Below are 26,534 nucleotides of genomic sequence, written 5' to 3'. Positions count from 1 at the left end.
GAAAGCGCCATGCTTCTGCATGAAAGTGCCATCTTTACGGGCAAATCGGCGCCAGCGTATCCGCGGGAAGGCCGCCCCGCAGCCTCCCGCCGGCCCCCTCCGCACCGAATGGCGACGGCCCCGGGCCGGGCATAGCCTGCCGGGAGGGGGCCGATGCACGTTGCGCCGCGCATCGCGCGCGGTGCGCCGGAAGGGTGGCGGGCTCATGACCCTCGACCGAGCCAGGCAGCAGGACGACGTGGAGCCGCGGGTCGGTCCCGTCCCCGACGGCGAGCCCGAGGTCCGCCCGTACCACCACCCCGCCGCCGGCTGGGGCGCCGCGAAGAGCGTGACGCGGTTCATGGCCCGGGAGGGCGCGCTGCCCGTGGACGGCCCCCGGGCGATCATGAAGATGAACCACGAGCGGACCGGCTTCGACTGTCCCGGCTGCGCGTGGCCCGACGACACCAAGGGCCTCCATCTCGACATCTGCGAGAACGGCATCAAGCACGTCACCTGGGAGATGACCCGCAAGCGGGTGGGCCGGGACTTTTTCGCCTCGCACTCGGTGACCGAGCTGGCCGGATGGACGGACTACGCGCTGGAGGACGAGGGCCGCCTGACCGAGCCCATGGTGTACGACCCCGGCACCGACCACTACGTGCCGATCAGCTGGAAGGACGCCTTCGCGCTCGTCGGCCGCGTCCTGAGCGAGCTGGACGACCCGAACCAGGCGTCCTTCTACACCTCGGGCCGGCTCGGCAACGAAGCCACGTTCCTCTATCAGCTGCTCGCCCGCGAACTCGGCACCAACAACCTCCCCGACTGCTCCAACATGTGCCACAAGGCGAGCGGCCGGGCCCTCCAGGCGTCGCTCGGCACCGGCAAGGGGACGGTCGACCTCGCCGACTGGGAGACCGCCGACGCCCTCTTCATCCTCGGGGTGAACGCGGCGTCCAACGCGCCGCGCATGCTCACCGCGCTCGCCGAGGCGTACCACCGGGGAGCCCGGATCGTGCACGTCAACCCGCTGATCGAGGCCGCCGCGACCCGGGCGATCATCCCCCACGACTTCAAGGACATGGCGACCTTCCACGCCACCAAAACGTCGACGCTCAACCTCCAGCCGCGGATCGGCGGCGACATGGCGTTCCTGCGCGGGATGGCCAAGGCCGTCCTCGAACAGGCCGCGTCCGACCCGAAGGCGCTCGACCGGGAGTTCATCGAACGGCACACGGACGGCTTCGACGCCTACCGGGAGGTCTGCGAGAACACGCCGTGGGAGGAGATCGAGCTCCAGTCCGGGCTCGCCCGCGACGACATCCTGAAGGCCGCCCGGGTGTACCGGGAGGCGGACCGCTCGATCGTCAGCTGGTGCCTCGGCGTCACCCAGCACGAGCACGGCGTCGACACGGTACGGGAGATCGTCAACGTCCTGCTGCTGCGCGGGAATCTCGGCCGGGAGGGCGCCGGTCCGTCCCCCGTGCGCGGCCACAGCAACGTCCAGGGCAACCGTACCTGCGGCATCGACCACCGACCCGCCGAGGCGTTCCTCGACCGGCTGGCCGAGGTCTGCGAGATCGACCCGCCGCGCGCCCACGGCCTCGACACCGTGCGCACCATCGAGGCGATGGGCCGCGGGGACGTGAAGGTGTTCGTCGGCATGGGCGGCAACTTCGCGCTGGCGGCGCCCGACACCCCGGTCACCTACGAGGCACTGCGGAACTGCGAGCTGACCGTCCAGGTGAGCACCAAGCTCAACCGCAGCCATGTGGTGCACGGCCGGGCGGCGCTGATCCTGCCGTGCCTGGGCCGCACCGAGAAGGACAACCAGCGCAAGGGCGACCAGGCGACATCGGTCGAGGACTCGATGAGCATGGTCCACCTGTCGCGCGGCATGAAGCGGCCGGCGTCGCCGCACCTGCTCTCCGAGCCGGCGATCGTCGCGGGCATCGCCCAGGCGGCGCTGCCGGAGAGCACGACGCCGTGGGCGTGGTACGTGGAGGACTACGACCGGATCCGGGACACCATGGCCCGCGTGCTCGACGGCTTCGAGGACTTCAACCGGCGGGTACGCCTTCCGCTCGGCTTCCGCATCAAGCAGCCCGCCCGCGAACTGGTCTTCCTCACCCCCTCCGGAAAGGCCGAGTTCTCCGCCGCGCCGCTGCCCGACGTGGTCCCGGAGCCGGGCACGCTCGCCCTCGGCACGATGCGTTCGCACGACCAGTGGAACACCACGATCTACTCGGACGACGACCGGTACCGGGGCGTCAAGAAGCTGCGCACGCTGGTCTTCATGAACCGCGCGGACATGCGCGAGCGGGGCATCACGGAGCTCGCCCCGGTCGACATCACGGCGACCGCCCGGGACGGCAGCCGGCGCTCCGTGCACGGCTATCTGGCGGTGCCGTACGACATCCCGCGCGGCTGCGCGGCGGGGTACATGCCGGAGCTGAACGTGCTGTGCGCCCTCGGCGACCACAGCACCCAGAGTGACCAACCGATCATGAAGCACCTCAAGGTCGTGATCGAGCCCTCGGGGTGACGGGCGGGCGTCCGGGAACGGACGGGAGGACCGGAGCGGGCGGGGGTACGGGAACGGGCGCGGCCGGCCTCCGGTCCTCGGGGGCCATGGCCGCGAGGAGGCCCAGGAGGCGGTGGGCGCGGCGTTCGGCGCGGGCGAGTTCGGCCGGGTCGGTGCCGGCGGGCCACAGTTCGCCCGAGGCGGCCTCCTCGGCCTCGCGGAGCTCGACCACGGCCGCCGCGAGGCGGGCGTGGACGACGGGGAGTGCGGCGGCCCGGCCCGTCGCGAGCGCGTCCGCGGCCCGCGCCGAGGCGGTCAGGCAGCCGGCGAGGGCACTGCGGGCGCGGACCGCCGCCCGGTCGTGCACCACGGCGAGGGCGCACAGAAGCGCGAGGAGAATACCCAGGGCGCTGCCCAGGGCCCGGTCGGCGACGAGCGTGCCGGCCTCCTCGGCGGGCGCGGCGAGTTCGGTGAGGAGCAGCGCCAGCGGAGTGAGGAAGGCGACGCCGAGGCCGTAGTTGCGGGCCACGGTGTACTCCAGCAGGAACTCCAGGGCGACCACGGTCCCGACGAGGAGGAGCGGTGCCGGGCGGAGCCCGAGGACGGCCAGGGCGAGGACGAGGCCGGCGGCGGTGCCCAGCGTGCGCTGCACGGCCCGGCGCGCGGCGGTGCGGACGTCGACGGAGTGGAGCACGGCCGCCGCGGAGACCGCGGCCCAGTAGCCGTGGCCGAGCCCGAGGGCGAGCGCGGCGCCTCCGGCGAGACCCGTCCCGAGGACCGTCCGCAGCGCGGGGACGAGGACACCGGTGTTCGGCGGGTGCGGTGCGTGCGGGCGGCGGGCGGCGGCCGGGGAGGGCGGGTACGTGTGCGGGCGGCGGACGGGGGAGGGGACGGGCAGACCGGGCGCGTCCGCCGGGCGGCGGCGGGTGAGGGCGTCGGCGTGGGCGCGCAGGCCCCGGGCGAGGCGGGCCGGGTCCTCGCGCGGGGGACGGCGGGCGGTGCCGACGAGGAGCGCCCAGCAGAGGTCGGTGAGGTGCGCCGCGTCCTCCCGGCGCTCGGGCCGCGCCGGGCTGCCGAGGGTCCGGTACGCCTCCAGGACGGCGGCCGTGGCCCGGTGGCGTACGAGGGGGCGCCCTCCGCCCGCCGCGCTCGCGTCCAGCAGGTCGGCGACCTCGCGCAGGGCGGTGGCGACGGCGTACCGCTCGGGGCGGTCGGGGTGGGTGAGCCGCCCGGCGAGGGCCGCGAGCCAGGCGACGGCCGCGCCGCCGGCGGCGAGCAGGGTGCGGGGCAGCACTTCGGCGGGCGTGGGCGCCCCGTGGGCGGCGACGGCGAAGGCGAGGAGCAGCAGCACCGCGCCGAGACCGTCCAGGCGGGCCCTGTCGCAGGCGAGCTTGGCGGTCCCGGCGACGAGGGCGGTGGCCACGACCACGAGGAGGGCGCCCCCTCCCCCGTCCTGCGGGCGCGCCGCGGCGCCCAGCGCGGAGCCGGCGGCGACGCAGAGGGTCATGGCGAGGGCGACGGAGGCGAGGACCCGGGTGCGCCGGGCGTACGGCATCCGGCGGCCGAAGGTCGTGGTGAAGGAGCCGAGCATCGCGAAGACGGCGTCGGCGGGCCGTCCGGTGAGGACGGGCGGCAGGGTGGCCAGCGCCGTGACGAGGGCGGCGCGCACCGCGAACGGCAGGGCGCCGTCCACCCGCTGGAGGGCGAGTGCGCCGCGCGGGTGCAGAGCGGCACGCAGGGCGAGCGGGCCACGCGGGGAGTCCGCGCGTGCCGCGCGGCGGAGGGGCACGCGCCGCACGGCACTCGACCTCCGCATCCGTCTCCCGGCGGGCCGCTCCTGGGACGGCCCTGCCCACCCGACTCTCCGGGAACGTGCGGAATCGGTCAAACAGGTGTTTCCGATGGCCCGATCGGACACGCCTATCGGGCCGTCGGTACGGGAGGCTGGCCGGCCACGGGTACGGGACCTGGTCGGCTGCCAGTACGGGGGCCTAGGCGGCCGCCGGTACGGGGCCTACGCGGCCGCCTCGGTGTCCGTCCCCGCGGCGGCGGGTTCGCCCTTGCGGACGGTGCAGTGGAGGGAGTCGTCGATGACGTCGGCGACGATCGTGTCGCCGGGGCCCGCCTCGCCGCCGAGGAGGAGGGAGGCCACGCGGTTGTCGAGTTCGGTCTGGATGGTGCGGCGCAGCGGACGGGCGCCGAACTCCGGCTGGTAGCCGTGGGCGACGAGGAGCTTGGTCGCCGCCTCGGTGACCTCCAGGGTCATGCCCTGGGCGTGGACGCGGTGCTTGCTGCGGTCGAGGAGGTGCTCGACGATCTCGGTGAGGTCCCGCTCGGTGAGGCTGTGGAAGACGATGATGTCGTCGATGCGGTTGAGGAACTCGGGCAGGAACCGGCCCCGAAGGTCCTCCATCAGCTCGTCCTTCAGCTCGGCCGCGTCGCCCTCGTGGGCGATGATCCGGTGGGCGCCGATGTTGGACGTCATGATGACGACGCAGTGGCGGAAGTCGACCGTGCGCCCCTGCCCGTCGGTGAGGCGCCCGTCGTCGAGGACCTGGAGCAGGGTGCTGAACACGTCCTGGTGCGCCTTCTCGACCTCGTCGAAGAGGACCACGCTGTACGGCTGGCGGCGGACCTTCTCGGTGAGCTGGCCCGCCTCCTCGTAGCCGACGTACCCGGGAGGGGCGCCGACGAGCCGGGCGACGGTGTGCTTCTCCTGGAACTCGCTCATGTCGAAGCGGATCATCCGGTCCTCGTCGCCGAAGAGGAGCTCGGCGAGGGTCTTGGCGAGTTCCGTCTTGCCGACGCCGGTCGGGCCGAGGAAGAGGAAGGAGCCGACGGGCCGGTCGGGGTCGCCCATGCCGGCGCGGTTGCGGCGGACGGCCTCGGAGACGGCGGTGACGGCCTCGTCCTGGCCGACGATCCTGGCGTGCATCTCCTCCTCCAGTTTGAGCAGGCGCTCCTTCTCGCTGGTGGTGAGCTGGGCGACGGGGATGCCGGTGCGGCGGGAGACGATGTCGGCGATGTCGGACGCGGTGACGGAGACGACGCCCTCGCGGCGCTCCTCGATGCCGGCGAGCTCGCCCTCGACCTCGGCGATCTCCTCCTTGAGCTCCTTCGCCTTCTCGAACTCCTCGGCGGCGACGGCCTGGTCCTTCTCCCGGCGCAGCTTCGCGAGGCGGTCCTCGCGGCCGACCACCTCGGTGGAGCGGCCCGCGCTGCGGAGCCGTACCCGGGCGCCCGCCTGGTCCATGAGGTCGATGGCCTTGTCCGGGAGGAAGCGGTCGCTGATGTACCGGTCGGAGAGTTCGGCGGCGGCGGCGAGCGCGCCGTCGGCGAACCGGACCTGGTGGTGGGCCTCGTACGCGTCCCGGAGCCCTTCGAGGATCTGGACGGTCTCCTCGACGGTGGGCTCGGGGATGAGGACGGGCTGGAAGCGGCGTTCGAGGGCGGCGTCCTTCTCGATGTACTTGCGGTACTCGTCGATGGTGGTCGCGCCGACCACGTGCAGCTCGCCGCGGGCGAGCGCGGGCTTCAGCATGTTGCCCGCGTCCATGGCGCTCTCGCCCCCCGCGCCGGCGCCGACGACGGTGTGCAGTTCGTCGATGAAGAGGATGATCGCGCCCTCGGACTTCTGGACGTCCTCGATGACCTTCTTGAGGCGTTCCTCGAACTGCCCGCGGTACTGGGCCCCGGCGACCATGCCGGAGAGGTCGAGGGAGACGACCCGCTTGTCCTTGAGGGTGTCGGGGACCTCTCCGGCGACGATCCGCTGGGCCAGTCCCTCGACGATGGCGGTCTTGCCGACGCCGGGTTCGCCGATGAGGACGGGGTTGTTCTTCGAGCGGCGGGAGAGGATCTCGATGGTCTGCTCGATCTCCTCGGCCCGGCCGACGACCGGGTCGAGCTTGCCGGCCTTCGCCTCCTCGGTGAGGTCCCGGCCGAACTCGTCGAGGGTGGTGGCGGGCTGCTTGGGGGCGGCCGGGGCCGTGGTGTCGCCGCCGCGCGCGGCCTGGTCGGTCACGCCGCGCAGCTTGGACACGTCGAGGTCCTCGGCGCGCAGGAAGCGGGACGCGCCGGAGTCGGCGTCGCCGAGGAGCGCGCCGAGGATGTGCTCCGGGCCGATGTACGAGACGCCGGCGGCCTGCGAGGTGGCGTGGGCGAGCGCGAGGGTCCGCTTGGCGGCGGGGGTGAGGCCGGGCTCCGCGGAGGGCTCCTCGGCCTCGTGGGGCAGCACCTTGGCGATCTGGCCGGCGAGCGCGTCGGGGTCGACGCCAGCCCGGGCGAGCAGTCTGCGGGTCGGTTCGACCTGGGTGGCGGCCCACAGCAGGTGCTCGGTGTCGAGGTCGGTGGTGCCGTCCTCGACGGCCTTGCGGGTGGCCGTGTTGAGGAGTTCGTGGGAGGACTCGGTGAGGAGACGGCCGATGGGGACCCGCTGGACGGCCGGCGGCGACGAGGCCGGCGACATGCCGAAGAAGCGGTTCAGCAGGTCGCCGAACGGGTCGGAAGGGCCGAAGGAGGAACCAAACGCCATCGACATGTCAGTGCTCCTGGAGGGCGTGGGGGGTCACCCACACTCAAACCCGGTCACCGCGCCTCCGCAAACGGAGCCGGTGCCGGTGCCGGTGCCGGTCACGGTGGGTGAGGAGCGGCGTCGGCGAAGGTGCCGGTGGCGGCGCCCGTACGGGAGTCCGGATCGGTGCCCGTACGAGAGTCCGGTACGGTGACCGTACGGGAGTCCGGATCGACGCCTGCCCCGGTCTCCGGCACGGCGCGTGGATCGGCGCCCGCTCAGGCGGCGATGCGGCGCAGGAAGTCGCTCGGGGCGATGACCGGGGTGTCGTCGGGACCGCCGACGGCGAGGTCCTCCTCGTCGTAGCGGACGACGGGCGTGCCGAGGATGCCGAACTCGGTGAAGTTGGCGACGACCTGGCCGGCCCACGACAGGTACGTCCCCCCGGTGACCTTCCGGTCGAAGTCCGGGGAGCGAAGCCCTGGCACACCCCCCGCGATGTCGAGCAGCGCGGCCGGGTCGGCGAACCGGTCGTCCGCGCCGGGCGGGAACGGCTGGGCGGCGAAGAGCGCGGCGAGGTACGCGGCGAAGGGGCCCTGTCCGGCGTCGCTGGCGGCGCCCAGGGCGGCCACCGCACGCCGGGAGCCGCTGCCGCCGGCGGTGTCGTCGAGGGAGGCCGCGAAGTGGAAGCGGACGACGAAGCGCCCTTCGTCCGCGCCTGCGCGGAAGGTGGTGAGGAGGCTTTCGGCCATCCGGCGGCTGCCCCGGTCGCGCATCTCCAGGAAGACCCGGAGGACGTGCGGGGCGTCGGGGTCTCCGTAGTACACGGCGGCGCCGTGGGCCCCGGTCGTATGCGCGGGATTCATGCGTCGAGCTTCGCACGGGAGGCCGAACGGCACGACCGCTGACGAGTCCCGCGGGCCGAGGGGCCCCTGGAGCCACGGACACCCGATCCCGCCCGTGCCCTCCCACCACAGAGCTGACGCGCCCGCCGGACCGTGCCGGCGCGCGCCTACCATCTGCCGGATGACCTCTCAGGACACCGCCGCCCCGCTGATCCGCCCCGCGACCGAGAACGACCTCGCCGCGGTCGCCGCGATCTACGCCCACTACGTCGACCACACCGTGGTCACCTTCGACGAGACGGCGCCGCCGCTCTCCTTCTGGAGGTCCAGGCTGGCGGGCCTGACGGAGCGCGGCCTGCCCTTCCTGGTGGCGGAGCGGGCGGGCCGGGTCGCCGGGTACGCCTACGCCTCCCCCTGGCGTACGAAACCGGCCTACCGCCACTCCGTGGAGAACTCCGTCTACCTCGCCCCGGAGCACACGGGCCGGGGCGTGGGCGCGGCGCTCATGGAGGCGCTCGTGGCCGGATGTTCCCGGGCGGGTGTCCAGCAGATGATCGCCGTCGTCGCGGACTCCGGCACGGCCGGCGCGTCCGTCGCCCTCCACCGGCGCCTCGGCTTCACCGAGGCCGGGCGTCTGAGGTCCGTGGGGCACAAGCACGGGCGCCGGCTGGACACCGTCCTCCTCCAGCTGACCCTCGCGGCGGGCGGGGAGTCCGCCCACTGAGAGGGCCGTCCGCCGGCCGGTCGGCGCGGCTAGGGTGACCCCCGCCCGCCGCCGGTACCCGAGCGGCCGGCCCGCCATTCGTTCCGATCCCCGCGAGGATGCGCATGTTCACGGTCAACGAGTACTTCGACGGCACCGTCAAGTCGATCGCCTTCACCCAGGAGGAGGGCCGGGCGACCATCGGCGTCATGGCTCCGGGCTCGTACGAGTTCGGCACCGCCGCCCCCGAGACGATGCACGTGGTCAGCGGCGCCCTGACGGTCCTGCTGCCCGGCTCCGACGACTGGCGCACCTTCGCCGCCGGGGAGCGCTTCGAGGTCCCCGGCGACAGCGCGTTCCAGCTGAAGGTCGCGGTGGAGACGGCGTACCTCTGCGAGTACCGCTGACCCCTCCCGTACCGACGCCGTCGCCCTCAGCGGCGGACGCGGGGCATGCCCAGGCCGATCCAGGAGATGATCTCGCGCTGGATCTCGTTGTTGCCGCCGCCGAAGGTGAAGATGACGGCGGAGCGGTAGCCGCGTTCGAGTTCGCCGTGGAGGACGGCGCCGGGAGAGCCCTCCTTGAGGGCGCCGGCGGCGCCGACGACCTCCATGAGGGCGGCGTAGGCGTCGCGGCGGGCCTCGGAGCCGTAGACCTTGACGGCGGAGGCGTCCTGGGGGGTGAGGGTCCCGTGGTGGACGGCGTTCACCATCTGCCAGTTGAGGAGCTTCATCGCGTCGAGCCGGGTGTGGGTGCGTGCCAGGCTGCGGCGTACCCAGGGCAGGTCGATGACCCGGCGGCCGTCCGAGAGCCGGGTGTCGGCGGCCCAGCGGCGGACGTCGTGGAGGGCGCGGATCGCCATGGTGCCGTGGGCGGCGAGGGTGACGCGCTCGTGGTTGAGCTGGTTGGTGATGAGCCGCCAGCCCTTGTTCTCCTCGCCGACGCGGTGCGAGACGGGGACGCGGACGTCGTCGTAGTAGCTGGCCGTGGTGTCGTGCGAGGCGAGGGTGTTGATCACCGTGCACGAGTAGCCGGGGTCGGTGGTCGGCACCAGGAGCATGGTGATGCCCTTGTGCGGGGCCGCGTCGGGGTCGGTCCGGACGGCCAGCCAGACCCAGTCGGCGGTGTCGCCGTTGGTCGTCCAGATCTTCTGCCCGTTGACGACGTACGTGTCCCCGTCGCGCACGGCGCGGGTCTTCAGCGCGGCGAGGTCGGTGCCGGCGTCGGGTTCGCTGTAGCCGATGGCGAAGTCGATCTCGCCGGAGAGGATGCGGGGCAGGAAGTACGCCTTCTGCTCGTCGGTGCCGAACCGCATGATCGTCGGGCCGACGGTGTTCAGCGCCATGAGCGGCAGCGGTACGCCCGCCTGGGCGGCCTCGTCGAAGAAGATGAACTGCTCCATCGGCGTGAGCCCGCCCCCGCCGTACTCGGCGGGCCAGCCGACGCCGAGCCGGCCGTCCGCGCCGAGGCGGCGGATCGTCTCGCGGTAGAAGCGCTTCTGGGCGGCCGGGTCCCCGTACCGGCTGTGCACGTCCTCGGGGACGAGTTCGGCGAAGTAGGCCCGCAGTTCGTGGCGCAGGCGGTTCTGTTCCGGCGTGTACTGCAGGTGCATCCCGGCCTCCCGTGGCGGCGTCGTCGTCCCTCGGCACGACGGCCGTCACGGTAGAACGTGTTCCACAAATGTGGAAGGCCCGGGACGGCGCCGCCTACCGCGCCGCTCCCCGGGCTTCCGCTCCCTGCGGGGTGCCGGAGGTGTCGGACCGGGTGGCCCGTCCGGCTACGGAAGGAGTTCGTCGAGGGAGGCGCGGCCCTTCTCCGCCATGCGGCGCTCGGCCCAGGCCAGGGTCTCCGGCGTCACGTCGCGGCCGGAGGCGAGCACCACGTCCTCCGCCGTGAACTCGCCCTCCGAACCGGAGTGCAGCAGCCGGTCGGGCGTCGGTACGTCCCCCCGGGACATCTCGTCGGACTCAGCGTTCATGCCGTCTCCTCCATGCTCTGCGTGTGGGTCCCGGCACTCGCCATTCTCGTGTCCGCTCCCCCGCCCCGCATCCGGGCGCCCGCCCCCGCTCGCGCCGGACGGCGGGAAGGCCGCGCCACGCCGTGTCGCAGCCATGGCGTCGGCGGGGTGCGGGTTCGACAATGAGGAGGATGACCGATGACGATGCGCGCGCGCACCGTGGCGGGATCGGGCCCGCCGAGTGGCTCGCCATGAACCGGACCGGCAGCTTCGACTGGGATCTCGACACGGGCACCATCGATGTCGACACGTCCGGGCTGCTGGTCTTCGGCGTGTCCCCGGACGGCTTCGACGGCCGCCCGACGACGCTGGTGGGGCGGCTCGAACCGGCGGAGCGGATGCGCCTGGACCAGGTGGTACGGGCCGCGGTGACCGGCGGCGACTCCTCGTACAGCACCCACTTCCCGATCCCGCAGGACGACGGCACACCCCATTGGACGCACGTGCTGGCACGGATCCTGCGGGACGGGGACGGGCGGGCGCACCGGATCGTGGGGGCGGTGCGGGACACGACCGCGGAGGTCTCGCACGCGGCCTTCGTGCAGCAGCTGGAGAAGCGCCGCGAGATGCAGACGAGCATCGTCGAGCGCACCACGCACGCGCTGTCGCGGGCGGTGACCGTGGATGACGTGACGGCCGCGCTGACCGGACCGGGCGGGCTCGCCCGGCTCGGCGCCGACGGACTCGCGCTCGGGCTCGTCGAGAACGGCTCGCTCAACGTGATCGCGCTCAGCGGGGACTCCCTCGACGTGCTCGACGGGCTGCGGATGCGGCGGCTCGACCGGGGGCTGCCGCTGGCGGAGGCGGTGCTGAGCGGCCGGCCGCGGTTCGTCTCCTCGTTCGCCTCGCTGGGGCGGGACTTCCCGGAGCTGGCTCCGTACCTGGACCGGCTGCAGTTCCGGGCGGCCTGCTACCTGCCGCTGATCGCGCAGGCGCGCTCCCTGGGCGGGATGGCGCTGTTCTACCGGGGACGGACCGCCTTCACGGCCGACGAGCGGAACCTGGCCCTCGGTCTCGCGGCGATCGTGGCCCAGTCGCTCCAGCGCGCGATCCTCTTCGACGAGGAGCGGGAGCTCGCCACCGGGCTCCAGGAGACGATGCTGCCGCGCCGGATCCCGGAGATCACCGGCGGGGAGATCGCGGTCCGCTACCACGCGGCCTGGAGCGGCCGGCAGGTCGGCGGCGACTGGTACGACGTGATCGCGCTGCCGCGCGGCCGGGTCGGGATCGTCGTCGGCGACGTCCAGGGGCACGACACCCACGCGGCCGCCATCATGGGCCAGCTGCGGATCGCGCTGCGCGCGTACGCCGGTGAGGGCCACGCCCCGTCCACGGTGCTGGCGCGGGCCTCCCGCTTCCTCGCGGAGCTGGACACCCACCGCTTCGCGACCTGCACCTACGCGCAGGTGGACCTGGCGAGCGGCACGGTCAGGGCGGTCAGGGCCGGGCACCTGGGGCCGCTGATCCGGCACACCGACGGACGGGTCGGGCAGCCGAAGCTGCGCGGCGGGCTGCCGCTCGGGCTGGCCACGGTGTTCGGCGAGGAGGAGTTCCCCGAGACCCGGCTCGACCTGGTGCCGGGCGAGACGCTGGTGCTGTGCACGGACGGTCTCGTGGAACAGCCCGGCACCGACATCGAGGCGGGGCTCGCGGCCCTGTCGGAGGCGGTGAGCAGCGGACCGCCACAGGCGGAGGCGCTGGCCGACCACCTGTCGGAGACGCTGTGGGAGCGGTGGGGCTCCGGCGACGACGTGGCACTGCTGGTGCTGCGGCGGAGCCCGGACCCCGGTACGCAGCGGGCGCCGCGCATCCACCAGTACATCCACCAGGCCGATCCGCAGGGCCTCTCCGACGCACGGGCGGCCGTGGGGCAGGCGCTGCGCGACTGGGGGATGTCGGAACTCGCCGACGACGCCGAGCTGTTGACCGGGGAGCTGCTGGTGAACGTGCTGCTGCACACCGAGGGCGGCGCGGTGCTCACCCTGGAGGTGCTGCCGGAGCCGGTGCGGCGGGTACGGCTCTCGGTGCAGGACCGGTCGAGCGCCTGGCCCCGGCGGCGCACCCCCGGCGAGGCGGCGACCTCGGGCCGCGGGCTGCTGCTGCTGGACGCGCTGGCCTCGCGCTGGGGCGTGGAGCCGCGGGGCGAGGGCAAGGCGGTGTGGTGCGAGATCGGGCCGGCGACCGCGGCGCCGGTGGGCGCGCGGGTCGCGGGCCCCGGCGGCTGAGGAGGGCCGGTCGTGGACCCTGTAGCTGTCGTGGACCCTGTAGCTGTCGTGGACCCCGTAGCTGAGAAGAGCCGGTCGTGGACCCCGTAACCGAGGAGGGCCGGTCGTGGACCCTGTGGCGGCGTTGAACCGGATCGCGTTCCTGCTGGAGCGCGGCGGCGCCCCGGCGTACCGGGCGCGGGCCTTCCGCACGGCCGCGGCGGCGGTGGACGCGCTGCCGGAGGGCGAGGCGGAGCGACGGGCCGCCGCGGGGACGCTGGAGTCCCTGAAGGGGGTCGGGCCGAAGACGGCGGCGGTGGTGCGGGAGGCCCTGGACGGCCGGGTCCCAGAGTATCTTCGTGACCTGGAAGGGGAGTTGGAGGACTCGCTGGAGGTGGAGCCGGCGGATCCCGAAGGCGGGCGGGAGCTGCGGGCGGCGCTGCGCGGCGACTGCCACCTCCACTCGGACTGGTCGGACGGCGGCGCGTCGATCGAGGCCATGGGGCGGGCGGCGATCGAACTCGGCCACGCATGGGCGGTGCTGACGGACCATTCGCCCCGGCTGACGGTCGCGCGCGGACTGTCGCCGGAGCGGCTGCGGGAGCAGCTGGACGTGGTGGCGGAGCTGAACGAGGGGTGGGCGCCCTTCCGGCTCCTCACCGGCATCGAGTGCGACATCCTCGACGACGGCTCCCTCGACCAGGATCCCGAACTCCTCGACCGGCTCGATCTGGTGGTGGGTTCGGTCCACTCGAAGCTGCGGATGGACGCGCGGGCGATGACCCGCCGGATGGAGCGCGCGGTGCGCGATCCGCTGATGGACGTGCTCGGCCACTGCACGGGCCGGCTGGTCGCCGGCGGACGACTGCGGCCCGAGTCGGACTTCGACGCGGAGCGGGTGTTCGCGGCGTGCGCGGAGGCGGGGACGGCGGTGGAGGTCAACAGCCGCCCGGAGCGGCTCGACCCGCCGCGCCGGCTGCTGCGGCTCGCGGTGGAGGCGGGGGCGTACCTGGCGATCGACACGGACGCGCACGCGCCGGGCCAGCTGGCCTGGCAGATCCTCGGCTGCGCACGGGCGGAGGAGTGCGGCGTACCGGCCGAGCGGGTGATCAACACGTGGGAGGCGGACCGGCTGCTGGCCTGGACCCGGGCCTGATTCCGGGGGCGGGGGGCGCCGAGGTCCGGGGCTCCGGCGCCCGGGGGCTCGGGGTCGGGGTCGAGGTCGGTGGGAGTCGGGGTCGGCTCGGGGTCGGCGTCGGGGTCAGGCGCGCTGCCAGACCGTCGTCACGTTGCAGAACTCCTTGATGCCGTGGCCGGACAGCTCCCGGCCGTAGCCGGAGCGCTTGACGCCGCCGAAGGGGAGCGCCGGGTGGGAGGCGGTCATGCCGTTGACGAAGACGCCGCCGGCCTGGAGGTCCCGGACGAACAGGTCGACGTCCTCGTCCCTGCGGGTCCACACGTTGGAACTCAGCCCGAACGGCGAGTCGTTGGCGATCGCCACCGCCTCCTCCGCGTCCCCGACCGGGTAGACGGTGGCGACGGGTCCGAAGGTCTCCTCCTGGTGGATCCGCATGGCGGGGGTGATGCCCGTGAGGACGGTGGGGCGGTAGTACCAGCCGCGGGCCAGCTCCGGCTCCTCGGGGCGGTGGCCGCCGCAGAGCGCGGTGGCGCCGAGGCGTACGGCGTCGTCGACGAGTTCCTCCAGGTCGGCGCGGCCCTTCTCGGTGGCGAGCGGGCCGACGTCGGTGGACTCGTGGAGCGGGTCGCCGACGGTGAGGGCGTTCATGGCGGCGGTGAAGCGCTCGGTGAAGTCCTCGTAGACGTCCTCGTGGACGATGAACCGCTTGGCGGCGATGCAGGACTGGCCGTTGTTCTGCACGCGCGCGGTAACGGCGGTCTTGACCGCGCGGACGATGTCGGCGGAGGGCATCACGATGAAGGGATCGCTGCCGCCCAGCTCCAGGACGGTCTTCTTGACGACGTCGCCGGCGACGGAGGCGACGGCCCGGCCCGCCGGCTCACTGCCCGTGAGGGTGGCGGCGGCCACCCGGGGGTCGCGGAGGACGGCCTCGACCTCGCCGGAGCCGATGAGGAGCGTCTGGAAGCAGCCGTCGGGGTAGCCGGCGCGGCGGAAGAGGTCGCCGAGGTAGAGCGCGGTCCTGGGCACGTTGGAGGCGTGCTTGAGGAGGCCGGTGTTGCCGGCCATGAGGGCGGGCGCGGCGAAGCGGATCACCTGCCAGAGGGGGAAGTTCCACGGCATGACGGCGAGGACCGGGCCGAGCGGCCGGTAGTGGACCCGGGCCCGGTCGGCCCCGGAGTCCTGGACGTCGCTCTCGGCCGGGTGCTCGTCGGCGAGGAGTTCCTCGGCGTGCCGGGCGTACCAGCGCATGGTCTTGGCGCACTTGCCGGCCTCGGCCCGGGAGGCGGTGAGCGGCTTCCCCATCTCCAGGGTCATGGTGCGGGCGATGTCCTCGGTGTCCTCGTCGAGGAGGGTGGCAGCGGCCCGGAGCAGGCGGGCCCGCTCGGCGAAGGGCGTGGTGCGCCAGTGGCGGAACGCGTCGTGGGCGGCGGCGATCCGCCGCTCCACCTCGTCCGCCGGGTGCGCGTCGTAGACGCGCAGCGTCTCGCCGGTGGCGGGGTTCACGGTGGCGATGGCCATGGCCTTCTCCTCCTGCGTCGGCCCCCACCGGAAACCTCCCGCTTCCGGCACCGGCGCGCAAGGGGGGCGGGTGCGGTGGGGTGACGCACGCGCGCGTGCGTCAGCCGAGGAGCCAGGTCAGGGCGCCGTCGAGGTGGGCGAGGAAGTACGGGTCGCGGTACGCCTCCGGGGCGTGGCCGAGCGCGGTGAAGAGGAAGCGGCCCCGGTCGACGGTCCGGCACCAGGCGATCGGGTGGTCGGCGCCCAGCGTGCCGCCCTCGTACGCGGTCTCGTCGGCGCACAGCAGGACGTGGACGTCCGGGGTGCGGGGGTGGGAGGTGTACTCGTACCACTCGTCCGTCCACTCCCAGCGGCGGGGCAGCGGGGCGGCGGCGGGGTGCCGGGGGTCCTCGACGAGGACGGCGCCGGGCTGGAGCGGCGGGTGGCCGGCGAAGCGGGTGCCGAGGAGGTCGCCGTAGAAGGGCCAGTCGGGTTCGGCGTTGGCGGCGGCGTGGACGGCGAGCAGGGCTCCGCCGCCTCGGAGGTACGCCTCCAGGGCGGTGCGGCCCTCGGGGGCCAGGACCGTGCCGGTGGTGGAGACCAGGACGACGAGGGCGCGGCCGGAGAGCCCGTCGGCGGTGAAGGCGGCGGGGTCCTCGCCGGCCTCGGCAGTGAGTCCCCGCCGGGCGGCGAGACCGGTGAGGGCGGCGACGGCGTCGGGGATGGAGGCGTGCCGGTACCCGGCGGTGCGGGTGTAGACGAGGACGTCGGGGGTGGGCACGCGGGGCTCCTGGGTGGGTCGGGGGACGAGAAACAGCGGTGAACAGTGGAGAGAAGTGGAGGACACACGGACAGAAAGCGCTTTCTCCCGCCTCTCGTCGAGACGGTAGCCAGGGAAAACCCGCCGCCGCAAGCCCCGCACGTTCGCCGCACGGCGGTTCGGGCGCCGATGGACCGGGAGGCCCCTGCGGCGGGGAATCGCCGAAGCCGCCCGGGGCGCGCGGGATGCGTTGATGGATCGGATACGCCGCTGTATCTTTTCGGCTCGCCGCGCACCTCTTCCTCCGCGTCCTCTGGAGTCGCCATGAGTACCGTGCCGCCCGCCCTCGCCGCCGCCGTCGGGCCGTTGCCCGAGGGGGTGGAGCTGCCGCTGCCGCCTTCGTTCGGGAGCGTGGAGGAGGAGCGGCGGTACCGGAAGGAACAGCTGGCCGCCGGGTTCCGGATCTTCGGGCGGTTCGGGTTCTCGGAGGGGGTCGCCGGGCACATCACGGTGCGGGATCCCGGAGATCCGGACGCGTTCTGGGTCAATCCGTTCGGCATGAGCTTCAGCCAGATCAAGGCGTCCGACCTGATCCTCGTCGACCAGGAGGGACGGGTCCTGGAGGGGCGCCGGCCGGTCAACAGGGCCGCTTTCGTGATCCACTCGCGCGTGCACGCGGCCCGGCCCGACGCGGTCGCGGCGGCGCACTCGCACTCGCTGCACGGGAAGGCGTTCTCCAGCCTGGGCGTCCCGCTGGACCCGATCACCCAGGACGCCTGCGCGTTCTTCGAGGACCACGGTGTCTACGACGACTACCGGGGCGTGGTCAACGAGACCGAGGAGGGCGAACGCGTCGCCAAGGCCCTCGGCGCGTACAAGGCGGTGATCCTGAAGAACCACGGGCTGCTGACGGTGGGCCACTCCGTCGCCGAGGCGGTGTGGTGGTTCGTCACCATGGAGCGCTCCTGCCAGGCCCAGCTCCTCGCCATGGCCGCCGGGACGCCGCAGCTGATCGACCGGGAGACGGCGCTGCTCACCCGGGGGCAGATCGGCGGCCACCTGGCCGGCTGGTTCCAGGCCCGGCCGCTGTGGGATCAGATCGAGGCGTCCGACCCCGACCTGTTCGGCTGAGGTCCGTCCACCGGGCGGGTCGAGACCTCCAGGAGCGCGGGCAGGAACAGCCGCTCCAGATCGCCCGGCGGCAGCGCCTCCGGCTCCACGTAGCTCTGCGCGAGGCCGCCCTCGCGCAGGGCGATCAGCAGCCGGGCGAACCGGTCGGCGTCCACGGTCAGTTCACGGCCCGCCCGGCGCAGGACGAGGGTCAGGCCGCGGGCGATCTCCGCCCGCAGCCGCTCGTCGTGCCGGGCGAGCACCCAGGCCGCCTGCGGGTCGCGGATGGCGTGCAGCGTGAACTCGGTGGTGACCAGGTACCAGTCGCGCTCGTCCGGCTCGATGGTGGCGGCCAGCTCGGCGAGCCGCGTCAGGGTGTACTCCTCCGCGGTGAGCGCGTCGATGGACGCGGCGAGCCGCCGCACGGTCCGCTCGCTGTGCTCGTCGAAGAGGGCGAGGAAGAGCTCTTCCTTGCTGGCGAAGTTGGAGTAGTACGCGCCCCGCGTGAATCCGGCCCGCTCGCAGATCTGCTCGATCGTGGTGGCGTGGAACCCGTGCTCGGCGAAGGTCTCCAGCGCGGCCTTCAGGAGCGCCGCCCGCGTCCGCGGCCGCCGTCTCGTGACGCCCTTCGGCACTCCGCGTCCTCCCGTCCGTCCGGCGCCGCTCCCCGCGGCGCCCGGCACCCAGCCTACCCGCGCCTCGCACCCCCGCCCCGGGCCCCGGCGCCGGGCGGGCGGAGGCCCCGGCGGATAGGATTCACGCATGGGAGAGCGGCCGGTCGCGCCCGCCGCACCCGGCCTGGTCCTGCTCGTCGACGGGGTCACGACGCGCATGGACCCGGGCCGTGTCTACCGTGTCGGGCGTGACCCCACCAGCGACATCGTGCTCTCGGACGCCCGGGCGTCCTGGCACCACGCGGTGCTCCGCGCCGCCGGCGGCCAGTGGACGCTCGCCGACGAGGAAAGCACCAACGGCACCTACGCCGACGGCGTCCGGGTCCTGATCCCCCGGGTCGTCGGCCCCGGCACGGTGGTCCGCTTCGGACACCCGGTGGACGGGCCCCGCGCGGTCCTCACCACCACCCCCGGCACCGCTCCCCCGGTTCCCGAACCTCCCGCTCCCGCGCCCCCGGCCCCGGTCTCCGAGGCCCCGGAGTCCCCCGTGGCCCCCGTGGCCCCCGTGGCCCCCGTGGCCCCCGTGGCCGAGGCTCCCAGGGCACCCGCGCCGGAGGCCCCCGCCCCCGAGCCCTCCGTCGGTCCCGCGGCCGAACCGCACCCGCCGTCCCCACCGGCCTCGTCCACGGCGCCTCCGTCCGCGGAGCCCGTACACCGGGAACAGGCGCGGAACGGTGGGGGTGTGGAGGTGCCCCGGCCGGCGGGGGTGTCGCGGCCCGGGGCGACCGGGACGTTCCGGCGGCCCACGGCGGTGCGCCCGCTGCCCGAGCACACCGTGCGGATCGGACGGGCGCCGGACAACGACGTCGTCGTCGCCGAACTGGTGGTCTCCCGGCACCACGCGGAACTCCTCGCCCGGCCCGACGGCACCTACTGGATCCACGACCTCGGCAGCCACAACGGCACCTTTCTCAACGGGCGCCCCGTGGTCGAGCCGGTACGGGTCACGGCGGACGACATCGTCGGCATCGGCCGCAGCGCGTTCTGCCTCGCGGGCGGGCAGCTCGTCGAGTTCACCGACACCGGCGAGATCTCGCTCGACGTGCAGGAGCTCGCCGTCACGGTCGACCGCGGCCGCAAGACCCTCCTCGACGGCGTGTCCTTCCCGGTCGGCGAGAAGTCGCTGCTCGCCGTCGTCGGCCCGTCCGGAGCCGGCAAGTCCACCCTGCTCGGGGCGCTCACCGGGCAGCGCCCCGCGAACCGCGGCACGGTCCTCTACGACGGCCGCGACCTCTACCGGGACTACGCCGAGCTGCGGCAGCGCATCGGCCTCGTCCCCCAGGACGACATCCTGCACCTCCAGCTGACCGTCCGGCGCGCCCTCGCGTACGCCGCCGAGCTGCGGTTCCCCGGTGACACCGCGCCCGCCGAGCGGCACGCGCGCGTGGCGGAGGTGATCGGCGAACTGGGGCTCTCCGAACGCGCCGACCAGCCGATCCACAGCCTCTCCGGCGGGCAGCGCAAACGCGTCAGCGTCGCCCTGGAACTGCTCACGAAGCCGTCCCTGCTCTTCCTCGACGAGCCGACCTCCGGACTCGACCCGGGCATGGACCGCTCGGTGATGCACATGCTGCGCGGGCTCGCCGACGACGGCCGCACGGTCGTCGTGGTCACCCACAGCGTGCTCAGCCTGGACGTCTGCGACCGGCTCCTGGTGCTCGCCCCCGGCGGCCGGGTCGCCTACTACGGGCCGCCCGACGACACCCTGTCCTTCTTCGGCTTCTCCCAGTGGCCGGAGGCCTTCGAGGCGTTCGAGAACGAACGGGACCGGGACTGGGCGGGGCAGTACCGGGACTCGCGCTTCCACCGGCGGTACATCGAGGACGCGACGGTCCGGCCGTACGCGCCCGTGCCCGGCGGCCAGGGAGCCTCGGACGCCCCCGGGGGCCCTGAGCCCGGCCCGGCCGGGGCAGGTGCCAGGGCAGGGGCAGGGGCCGGGTCCGCTCCGCCGCCGAAGCCGCAGAGCTGGGGTGCGCAGCTGCGCACCCTCGTGCGGCGCTACGCCGCCGCGCTCGCTGCCGACCGCACCTTCCTCGCCATCATGGTCGCCCTGCCGTTCGTCATGGGCGCCATGGCGCGGGCCCTCTCCGAGGGCAGCCTCAACCCCGAGTCCACACTGAACGTGCTGCTGATCCTCTGTGTCGGCGGCGTCCTCACCGGCGCGGCCAACGCGGTCCGCGAGCTGGTGAAGGAACGGTCGATCTACCGCCGGGAGAGAGCCGTCGGCCTGTCCCGGTCCGCCTACCTCGCCTCCAAGGTCGTCGTCCTCGGCACGATCACCGTCGTGCAGGCCGTGGTGCTGACCCTGGTCGCCCTGATCGGCGTGCCGCTGAACGTGCCCGACGGCAAGGGCGTGCTGATGCCCCCGCTGATCGAGATCACCCTCGCCGTCGCCCTGCTCGCCTTCACCGCGATGATGCTCGGCCTGCTCGTGTCGGCGCTGGTCCGCAAGGAGGAGGTGACGATGCCCCTGCTCGTCCTCCTCGCCATCGTCCAGGTGGTGTTCTGCGGGGCGCTACTGAACGTGAGCGGCACTCCGGTCCTGGAGCAGCTGGCCTGGCTGGTGCCGTCGCGGTGGGCGTTCGCCGCGATGGGGGCGACCATCGACATCGGGGCGGTGGCGCCGAGCGAGAAGACGGCCGATCCGCTCATGGACCATACGGCGGGCGCCTGGCTCTTCGACATGGGCATGCTGATCGTGCTCTGTCTGGCGCTCGGGTTCGCCGTGGCCCGGCTGCTGCGCCGTCACGAACCCGTCGTCATGCGCCGCTGAGCGCGATCAGGAGGTGGGGCCGTGAGTGTTCCCGACCCCGTATCGGATATCGGATCCAGGGCACAGGATGTTGGATCCGGGGCAAGGGATGTTGGATCCGAGGGACAGTATTTTGGATCCAATGGGAGCAACAGTGGCTCCCCTGCGCGAGGCGCAGTTGATCCTGGATCCGACGATTCCGTCTACGCGTCCGACTTCCGGCCCACCCACGTCGTGCCGCGCGGCGGCCTGTCCGCCTGGCAGGCGCCCGATCCCGGCCGCCCGACGGTCCCGCTGGACGCCTTCCTCCCGGTGCGGCTCGTGGAGCGGACCGGCGACTGGGGACGGGTGCTGTGTTCCAACGGCTGGCAGGCGTGGGTCGACGCCCGGCTCCTCGTCACGGTGCCGGACGACCCTCCGGCGGCGGGCTCGGCGCTCACCCGCACGGCCGATCCTCGGCCCCTCATCACCCGTGCGGAGGACGCCCTGGGCCGGTACCGGCGGGCGGCGGAGGAACTGGCGGCCGGCCGGGTCGACGGCGAGACCTTCCGGAGGCGCACGCGCGGGCTGCGGGTGGGGATGGTCGTCGACGGCGAGTCGGTGTGGCTGTACGACGCGGAGCACGAGCGGTGGGTGTACTGCGACGGGCTGGGCCTGACGACGTACGCGGCCGCGTCGGGGCCGTCCCTGAGAGCCGAGGCGGGCGGGTCGGCGAGTGCGGCGGCGCCGCAGGCCGCGCCGGCGGAGCCCGTACAGCAGGCCGAGGCGAAGGCGGGTCCGGAGGCGGAGGCAGCGGCAGGGCCCGCGCCTGACCCCGAATCCGAGACCGAGCCCGAGCCCGAATCCGAGACGGAGCCCGCTCCCGGACCCGACCCCACTCCCGAACCCGGACCCGGGTCCGGCGCGCGACCGGCGCCGGTCGCGTACGAGCCGACGCAGGTGGTGCGGCAGGTCGATCCGGCGGCGGTCGCCGGGCCGCCGCCCACGCAGGTCGTGAGACGGCCGCCCGAGGCGGAGGACGAGCCCTAATGGCGGGCGCGGGCGGGGCGGGGGACACCGGGCTCCCGGCGGGGCGGCCGTCCGGGCTGGCCGGCAAGGAGATCGCCGGCTACCGGGTGGAGGCCGAGATCGGGCGCGGCGGTATGGCGGTCGTGTACCGGGCGCGGGACCTGCGGCTGGACCGGACCGTGGCGCTGAAGCTGCTGGCGCCGGAACTGGCCCGCAACGACACCTTCCGGAAGCGGTTCGCGCACGAGTCGCGGGTGGCGGCGTCGATCGACCACCCGCACATCGTGCCGATCTTCGAGGCGGGCGAGACGGAGGGGGTCCTGTACATCGCGATGCGGTACGTGGCGGGCCAGGATCTGGTGGCGCTGTTGGCCCGTGAGGGGCCGCTGCCGCCCACCACGGCGGGCCGGATCGCGGCGCAGGTGGCGTCGGCGCTGGACGCGGCGCACGCGCACGACCTGGTGCACCGGGACGTGAAGCCGGGGAACATCCTGGTCGCGGAGGGCACCGACCGGGAGCATCCGGAGCACGTGTACCTCACGGACTTCGGGCTGACGAAGAAGTCCTTGTCGCTGACCGGGTTCACGACGGTGGGCGAGTTCGTGGGCACGCTGGACTACGTGGCGCCCGAGCAGATCTCGGGGAAGCCGGTGGACGGCCGCTGCGACGTGTACAGCCTGGCGTGCGTGGTCTTCGAGACGTTGTGCGGTGCGCCGCCGTTCCGCCGGGACACCGACTGGGCGGTGCTGTGGGCGCAGCAGTACGACCCTCCGCCGCCGCTGGCCGAGCACCGGCCGGGGCTGCCGGAGGAGGCGGACGCGGTGTTCGCGCGGGCGCTGGCGAAGACGCCGGAGGAGCGGTACGGGACGTGCCTGGAGTTCGTGGCGGAGTTGCGGGCGGCCCTCGCGCGCGTGCCGGGCGGGCCGGCGGGGGCGACCGGTGCGGGCCGCCGGGCCCCGGGACCGCCGCCGGATCCCCCGGGGTGGGCCCGCCCGGTGTTCCGACGACTCGGCGGGGATCTCTAGCCCGGTGCGTGGCGCACTAGCCCTGCGACATGGACCTCTGGCCTCGCAGGTGGATGTCTGGCCCTGCGCGTGGGTCTCTGGCCCGGCCCGGGTATCCGGCCGGGGGCCGGAAGGGCCGGTAGGGCCGAAGGCGGCGCGAGGGCGATCCGGTCAGCCCTTGGGGGCCGGGGGGTCTCCCGGGCCCCAAGGCAGCTGCCCGGGGTGGCGGACGCGGGTGGCGAGGAGGCCACCGAGGAAGCCGGCGACGAGGCCCCAGAGGAGGGCGAGTCCCGCCGTGCGCCACACGTGGGGGCGGAGCACGACCTCGCCGCCGAGGGCCGAGAGGTCGCCGATGCCGAGGATCGAGAGGCCGAAGCGCGCCTCGACGAGGGTGAGCGGGGTGACGGCGAGCATCGTGAGGGCGAAGGCGACGCCGACGTGCAGGGCGTTCTGCCAGGGCCGTACCCGTGCCGGGGAGCGTACGGCGGCGACGAAGGCGGCGGCGAGGACGAGGACGGCGGCGATGGGCAGCAGCCACCACGCGCGCGCGTCCTGGGCGGCGAGCGAGGACAGGTCCACCGTGGACAGGTCGGTCTCGCCGCCGCCGCGCAGGACGGCGTCGAGGATCTGGGGCATGGGGAGGCCGAAGGGGCCGTCGACCCTGCCCTCCCAGGAGCCTCCGATGCCGACGCCGAGGGCGAGCCAGCTGACGTTGGGCAGGCCGAGGAGGACGACGGCGAGGGTCTCGGCGGCGTGCCCCTTGGTGGCGGCGACGACCAGGCCGATGACGAGGCCGACGGCCGCGTACGCGAGGAGCAGCAGGAGCATCGCCGAGGCGGCGGGGCGGACGGCCTCCTGGTAGCGCAGCACGCGCGCCGGGAGGGCGCTGCGGCGGGAGACGAGGAGGGCGACCAGGAGGACGCCGAGGATCCACAGGAGGCCGTACCCGAGCGTGGCACCGACGACCGTGCGGAAGCCGACGGTGGGCTCCGTCGCGTCGAGGAGTTCGCCGAAGAGGTCGGCGAGGGGTTCCTGCGGGTCGCCGACGCCGAGGGTGAGGGGGAAGTCGTGGCGGGCCAGGGCGGAGAGTCCGGCGAGCCCGGCCAGCCAGAGCACGACGACGGCCGCGGCCCGGGCGGCGAGTTCTCCGGCCCTGGCCACGGCGTGGTGGCGGAGCGGGAGGAGGAAGACGGCGCCCGTGACGAGGGCGCCGACCAGCGTGACGGTGAGGGGCATCGCGGTGAGTTCGCCCTGTGTGCCGGCGAAGGAGCCTGCCGAGCCGGCGATCTCGACCTGGCCGCCGGCGGCCATCACCACGACGGCGGCGAGGACGGCGGCGAAGCCTCCGGGGAGGTCGGCCGCTCCGGCGGCCCAGAGGCCGAGGCCGGCGGTCACTCCCATGGCGACGTAACCGGCGACGACCGCGGCGAGGGCCTGGGCGACGATGCGGAGCCCCGCCCGGGCGGGCGCTCCGGCAGAAGTGCCGGGGGCGCCGGGGCCGGTGGCGGGGGGCGGGGTGCTGGGGAGCCGACTGCTCACCCTGCCCACGCTAGTCCGGCACCGGCGGCTCCGCCTGCGGATGCGGTCCGTCCGGACCGTCGGGCGTCGACCTCCGCGCCATCGGTGACCCTCCGTGATGATGAGCTGGTACGAGGGACACCTAACCGCTTCTGGCGCCGCCAAACGGGCTCCGGATCAGCTTTCTGGTAACGCTCCGATCACGCTCTGGTGAGAGGTGAAGTCGTTACATCGTCGTTATAAACAGAAGATTTGTCCGCGTTTCTGCCGCTACACACCCCCGCAATCCGTCGGAGGATCGTCCAAGCGCTCACGCATCAGCACTGCTCCATACCATGCACGCGATCCGCACGGAACCCCTCAGGAGCAAGAAGTTCACGGCTGCTCTGGGTAACTTCGGCGCCCATGACCACAGCTCACACAACACCGGAACACGTCCGGGACGAAGCGCCGGTCTCTGCCCAGGGGTGGACCATCGGCCGGCCGCGGGTCGGCGACGGCGCCCAACTCTGGAGGCTCGCGCAGGAGTCCGGGGAACTGGACGTCAACTCGTCCTACAGCTACCTCCTGTGGTGCCGCGACTTCGCCGACACCTCCGCCGTCGCCCGCGACGCGGCCGGGCGGCCCTTCGCCTTCGTCACCGGCTACCTCCGCCCCGACGCCCCCAGGACGCTCCTGGTCTGGCAGGTCGCCGTCGACGCCTCGTACCGGGGGCTCGGCATCGCCGGGGCGCTCCTCGACCACCTCTCGGAGCGGGTCGCCCACGTCCACCCGCTGGACGCCGTCGAGACGACCATCACCCCGGACAACCAGGCTTCCGAGCGCCTTTTCAGCTCCTACGCGCGCAGGCACGGTGCCCGCGTCCGCCGGACGGTCCTCTTCCCGTCCGGCGCCTTCCCGGGACCCGGCCACGAGGCCGAGGTGCTGCACCGCATCGCGCCCCTGGCCTTCTGAGACCCGCCCCGGCGCCCCACCGCGCCGGCAGGTCCTCCCGTCCTCTCCGCCACTCCCCACGTACAGGAGTCCGCATGACGCTCATCGCAGGAACCGCCCCCACCGTCTTCGAGACCGTCGAGTCGGAGGTGCGCAGCTACTGCCGCGCCTGGCCCACCGTCTTCGAACGCGCCTCGGGCAGCCGCCTGTTCGACGAGCACGGGCGCCCCTTCCTCGACTTCTTCGCCGGCGCCGGCTCGCTCAACTACGGCCACAACAACCCCGCGCTCAAGCGCCCCCTCCTCGACTACCTGGGCAGCGACGGCATCACCCACGGCCTCGACATGTCGACGACGGCCAAACGGGACTTCCTGGAGACCTTCCGCGAGACCGTCCTCGCCCCCCGCGCCCTCCCCTACAAGGTGATGTTCCCGGGACCGACGGGCACCAACGCGGTCGAGGCCGCCCTGAAGCTGGCCCGCAAGGTCACCGGCCGGACGACCGTCGTCTCCTTCACCAACGCCTTCCACGGCATGTCCCTGGGGTCCCTCGCCCTCACCGGCAACGCCGGCAAGCGCGCGGGGGCGGGCGTGCCGCTGAACCACACCGCGCAGATGCCGTTCGACAACTACCTCGGCGGCCAGGTACCGGACTTCCTCTGGTTCGAGCGGCTCCTGGAGGACTCCGGGTCCGGTCTCGACCACCCGGCGGCCGTGATCGTCGAGACGATCCAGGGCGAGGGCGGCATCAACGCCGCCCGCGCCGAGTGGCTGCGCGGCCTCGCCGACCTGTGCCGCCGCCGGGACATGCTGCTGATCGTCGACGACATCCAGATGGGCTGCGGCCGCACCGGCGACTTCTTCTCCTTCGAGGAGGCCGGCATCACCCCCGACATCGTCACCCTGTCCAAGTCCATCAGCGGCTACGGACTGCCCATGTCGCTCTGCCTGTTCCGCGACGAGCTCGACGTGTGGGAGCCCGGCGAGCACAACGGCACCTTCCGCGGCAACAACCCCGCCTTCGTGACGGCGACCGCCGCCCTCGACACGTACTGGCGCGACAACACGCTGCGCGACCGCACCCTGCGGCGGGCCGCCACCGTCGAGGCCGCCCTGAGCGAACTCGGCGCCGGGACCGCGCCGCGGGGGCGCGGACTGGTGTGGGGGCTGGAGTTCCCGGACGGGGAGCGGGCCCGGGCCGTCTGCCGGCGCGCCTTCGAACTCGGCCTCCTCGTCGAGACGTCCGGCCCCGGCGACGAGGTGGTGAAGCTGCTGCCCCCGCTGACCGTCACCGACGACGAGCTGGACGAGGGACTCGGCATCCTCGCCCGCGCCGTCCGCCACACCGCCTGA

Annotated in this window: 21 protein-coding genes; 11 read left to right on the top strand and 10 right to left on the bottom strand. The window is 73.8% G+C overall.

All coding sequences use genetic code 11. The annotated features are described in order from the left end of the window. The first annotated feature begins 205 nt into the window (after window positions 1-205). Window positions 206-2,524 carry an FdhF/YdeP family oxidoreductase gene (locus ACFYT9_RS24820; protein ID WP_389167315.1) on the top strand — a complete coding sequence of 773 codons (2,319 nt, stop codon included), beginning with the start codon at window positions 206-208 and terminating at the stop codon, window positions 2,522-2,524. On the opposite strand, the gene ACFYT9_RS24815 is transcribed toward ACFYT9_RS24820, so the two are convergent. The 4 genes from ACFYT9_RS24815 to ACFYT9_RS24800 all read right to left on the bottom strand — a co-directional run bounded on the left by ACFYT9_RS24815 (window position 2,496) and on the right by ACFYT9_RS24800 (window position 7,882). Next, window positions 2,496-4,292 carry an FUSC family protein gene (locus ACFYT9_RS24815; RefSeq protein WP_389167312.1) on the bottom strand — a complete coding sequence of 599 codons (1,797 nt, stop codon included), beginning with the start codon at window positions 4,290-4,292 and terminating at the stop codon, window positions 2,496-2,498. The genes ACFYT9_RS24820 and ACFYT9_RS24815 overlap by 29 nt on opposite strands. A 225-nt stretch (window positions 4,293-4,517) precedes the next feature. Then, window positions 4,518-7,043 (bottom strand): ATP-dependent Clp protease ATP-binding subunit, encoded by a 2,526-nt coding sequence (locus tag ACFYT9_RS24810; protein WP_389167309.1) that lies wholly within the window; start codon window positions 7,041-7,043, stop codon window positions 4,518-4,520. A 92-nt stretch (window positions 7,044-7,135) separates the two neighbouring features. Next, window positions 7,136-7,273, bottom strand: coding sequence for a hypothetical protein (locus ACFYT9_RS24805; RefSeq protein WP_389167306.1), 138 nt, complete (start codon window positions 7,271-7,273; stop codon window positions 7,136-7,138). Between the two features lie 21 nt (window positions 7,274-7,294). Further along, the gene (locus ACFYT9_RS24800) at window positions 7,295-7,882 is read right to left on the bottom strand and encodes a thioredoxin domain-containing protein (RefSeq protein ID WP_389167303.1); all 588 of its coding nucleotides are present in this window, start codon (window positions 7,880-7,882) and stop codon (window positions 7,295-7,297) included. Between the two features lie 160 nt (window positions 7,883-8,042). On the opposite strand from ACFYT9_RS24800, the gene ACFYT9_RS24795 reads away from it, so the two are divergent. Beyond that, window positions 8,043-8,585: a GNAT family N-acetyltransferase gene (locus ACFYT9_RS24795; RefSeq protein WP_389167300.1), complete on the top strand. Its 543-nt coding sequence runs from the start codon at window positions 8,043-8,045 to the stop codon at window positions 8,583-8,585. A gap of 104 nt (window positions 8,586-8,689) precedes the next feature. Next, window positions 8,690-8,971, top strand: coding sequence for a pyrimidine/purine nucleoside phosphorylase (locus ACFYT9_RS24790; RefSeq protein WP_376595520.1), 282 nt, complete (start codon window positions 8,690-8,692; stop codon window positions 8,969-8,971). Between the two features lie 26 nt (window positions 8,972-8,997). Here the strand turns inward: ACFYT9_RS24790 and ACFYT9_RS24785 are convergent, their stop codons facing one another. Together ACFYT9_RS24785 and ACFYT9_RS24780 are read right to left on the bottom strand one after the other, a co-directional pair. After that, entirely contained in the window at window positions 8,998-10,176 is a 1,179-nt protein-coding gene (locus ACFYT9_RS24785) for an acyl-CoA dehydrogenase family protein (RefSeq protein ID WP_389167297.1), read from the bottom strand. Between the two features lie 165 nt (window positions 10,177-10,341). Then, a complete protein-coding gene (locus tag ACFYT9_RS24780; protein WP_376595518.1) occupies window positions 10,342-10,542 on the bottom strand; it encodes a hypothetical protein in 201 nt (66 codons plus the stop codon). Window positions 10,543-10,712: 170 nt separating this feature from the next. Between ACFYT9_RS24780 and ACFYT9_RS24775 the strand changes: the two genes are divergently transcribed. Together ACFYT9_RS24775 and ACFYT9_RS24770 are read left to right on the top strand one after the other, a co-directional pair. Next, window positions 10,713-12,806 (top strand): SpoIIE family protein phosphatase, encoded by a 2,094-nt coding sequence (locus ACFYT9_RS24775; protein WP_389167294.1) that lies wholly within the window; start codon window positions 10,713-10,715, stop codon window positions 12,804-12,806. A gap of 106 nt (window positions 12,807-12,912) precedes the next feature. Further along, complete coding sequence (locus tag ACFYT9_RS24770) at window positions 12,913-13,941, top strand: PHP domain-containing protein (RefSeq protein WP_389167291.1); 1,029 nt, start codon at window positions 12,913-12,915, stop codon at window positions 13,939-13,941. A 105-nt stretch (window positions 13,942-14,046) separates the two neighbouring features. Here ACFYT9_RS24770 and ACFYT9_RS24765 read toward each other — a convergent pair whose 3' ends face one another. After that, a complete protein-coding gene (locus ACFYT9_RS24765) occupies window positions 14,047-15,444 on the bottom strand; it encodes an NADP-dependent succinic semialdehyde dehydrogenase (protein WP_387271230.1) in 1,398 nt (465 codons plus the stop codon). Window positions 15,445-15,544: 100 nt separating this feature from the next. Then, window positions 15,545-16,204, bottom strand: a complete 660-nt coding sequence (locus ACFYT9_RS24760) for a ThuA domain-containing protein (RefSeq protein ID WP_389167288.1) — start codon at window positions 16,202-16,204, stop codon at window positions 15,545-15,547. A gap of 303 nt (window positions 16,205-16,507) precedes the next feature. Here ACFYT9_RS24760 and ACFYT9_RS24755 point away from each other — a divergent pair, with 303 nt between their 5' ends. Continuing rightward, on the top strand, window positions 16,508-17,314 hold the full coding sequence (locus ACFYT9_RS24755) for a class II aldolase/adducin family protein (RefSeq protein WP_387271226.1): 807 nt from the start codon (window positions 16,508-16,510) through the stop codon (window positions 17,312-17,314). Here the strand turns inward: ACFYT9_RS24755 and ACFYT9_RS24750 are convergent. Continuing rightward, entirely contained in the window at window positions 17,278-17,928 is a 651-nt protein-coding gene (locus ACFYT9_RS24750) for a TetR/AcrR family transcriptional regulator (RefSeq protein ID WP_376595512.1), read from the bottom strand. The two genes, ACFYT9_RS24755 and ACFYT9_RS24750, sit on opposite strands and share 37 nt — an antisense overlap. A gap of 127 nt (window positions 17,929-18,055) precedes the next feature. On the opposite strand from ACFYT9_RS24750, the gene ACFYT9_RS24745 reads away from it, so the two are divergent. From ACFYT9_RS24745 to ACFYT9_RS24735, 3 genes are all read left to right on the top strand, one after another. Continuing rightward, entirely contained in the window at window positions 18,056-20,740 is a 2,685-nt protein-coding gene (locus ACFYT9_RS24745) for an FHA domain-containing protein (protein ID WP_389167284.1), read from the top strand. 213 nt (window positions 20,741-20,953) lie between these two features. After that, window positions 20,954-21,748, top strand: a complete 795-nt coding sequence (locus ACFYT9_RS24740; protein ID WP_389167281.1) for a hypothetical protein — start codon at window positions 20,954-20,956, stop codon at window positions 21,746-21,748. Further along, window positions 21,748-22,752: a serine/threonine-protein kinase gene (locus ACFYT9_RS24735; RefSeq protein WP_376602321.1), complete on the top strand. Its 1,005-nt coding sequence runs from the start codon at window positions 21,748-21,750 to the stop codon at window positions 22,750-22,752. Before ACFYT9_RS24740 ends, ACFYT9_RS24735 begins: the two co-directional genes overlap by 1 nt. 150 nt (window positions 22,753-22,902) lie before the next feature. On the opposite strand, the gene ACFYT9_RS24730 is transcribed toward ACFYT9_RS24735, so the two are convergent. Beyond that, a complete protein-coding gene (locus ACFYT9_RS24730; RefSeq protein WP_389167280.1) occupies window positions 22,903-24,270 on the bottom strand; it encodes a streptophobe family protein in 1,368 nt (455 codons plus the stop codon). Between the two features lie 384 nt (window positions 24,271-24,654). On the opposite strand from ACFYT9_RS24730, the gene ectA reads away from it, so the two are divergent. Then, complete coding sequence (gene ectA / locus ACFYT9_RS24725) at window positions 24,655-25,203, top strand: diaminobutyrate acetyltransferase (protein ID WP_387271214.1); 549 nt, start codon at window positions 24,655-24,657, stop codon at window positions 25,201-25,203. A gap of 74 nt (window positions 25,204-25,277) precedes the next feature. Next, a complete protein-coding gene (gene ectB / locus ACFYT9_RS24720; RefSeq protein ID WP_387271212.1) occupies window positions 25,278-26,534 on the top strand; it encodes a diaminobutyrate--2-oxoglutarate transaminase in 1,257 nt (418 codons plus the stop codon).

Origin of the sequence: Streptomyces sp. NPDC004435 (assembly GCF_042873895.1) — a bacterium.
In the GTDB taxonomy this organism is placed as follows: domain Bacteria; phylum Actinomycetota; class Actinomycetes; order Streptomycetales; family Streptomycetaceae; genus Streptomyces.
This window is presented reverse-complemented; position numbering and strand designations above follow the sequence as displayed.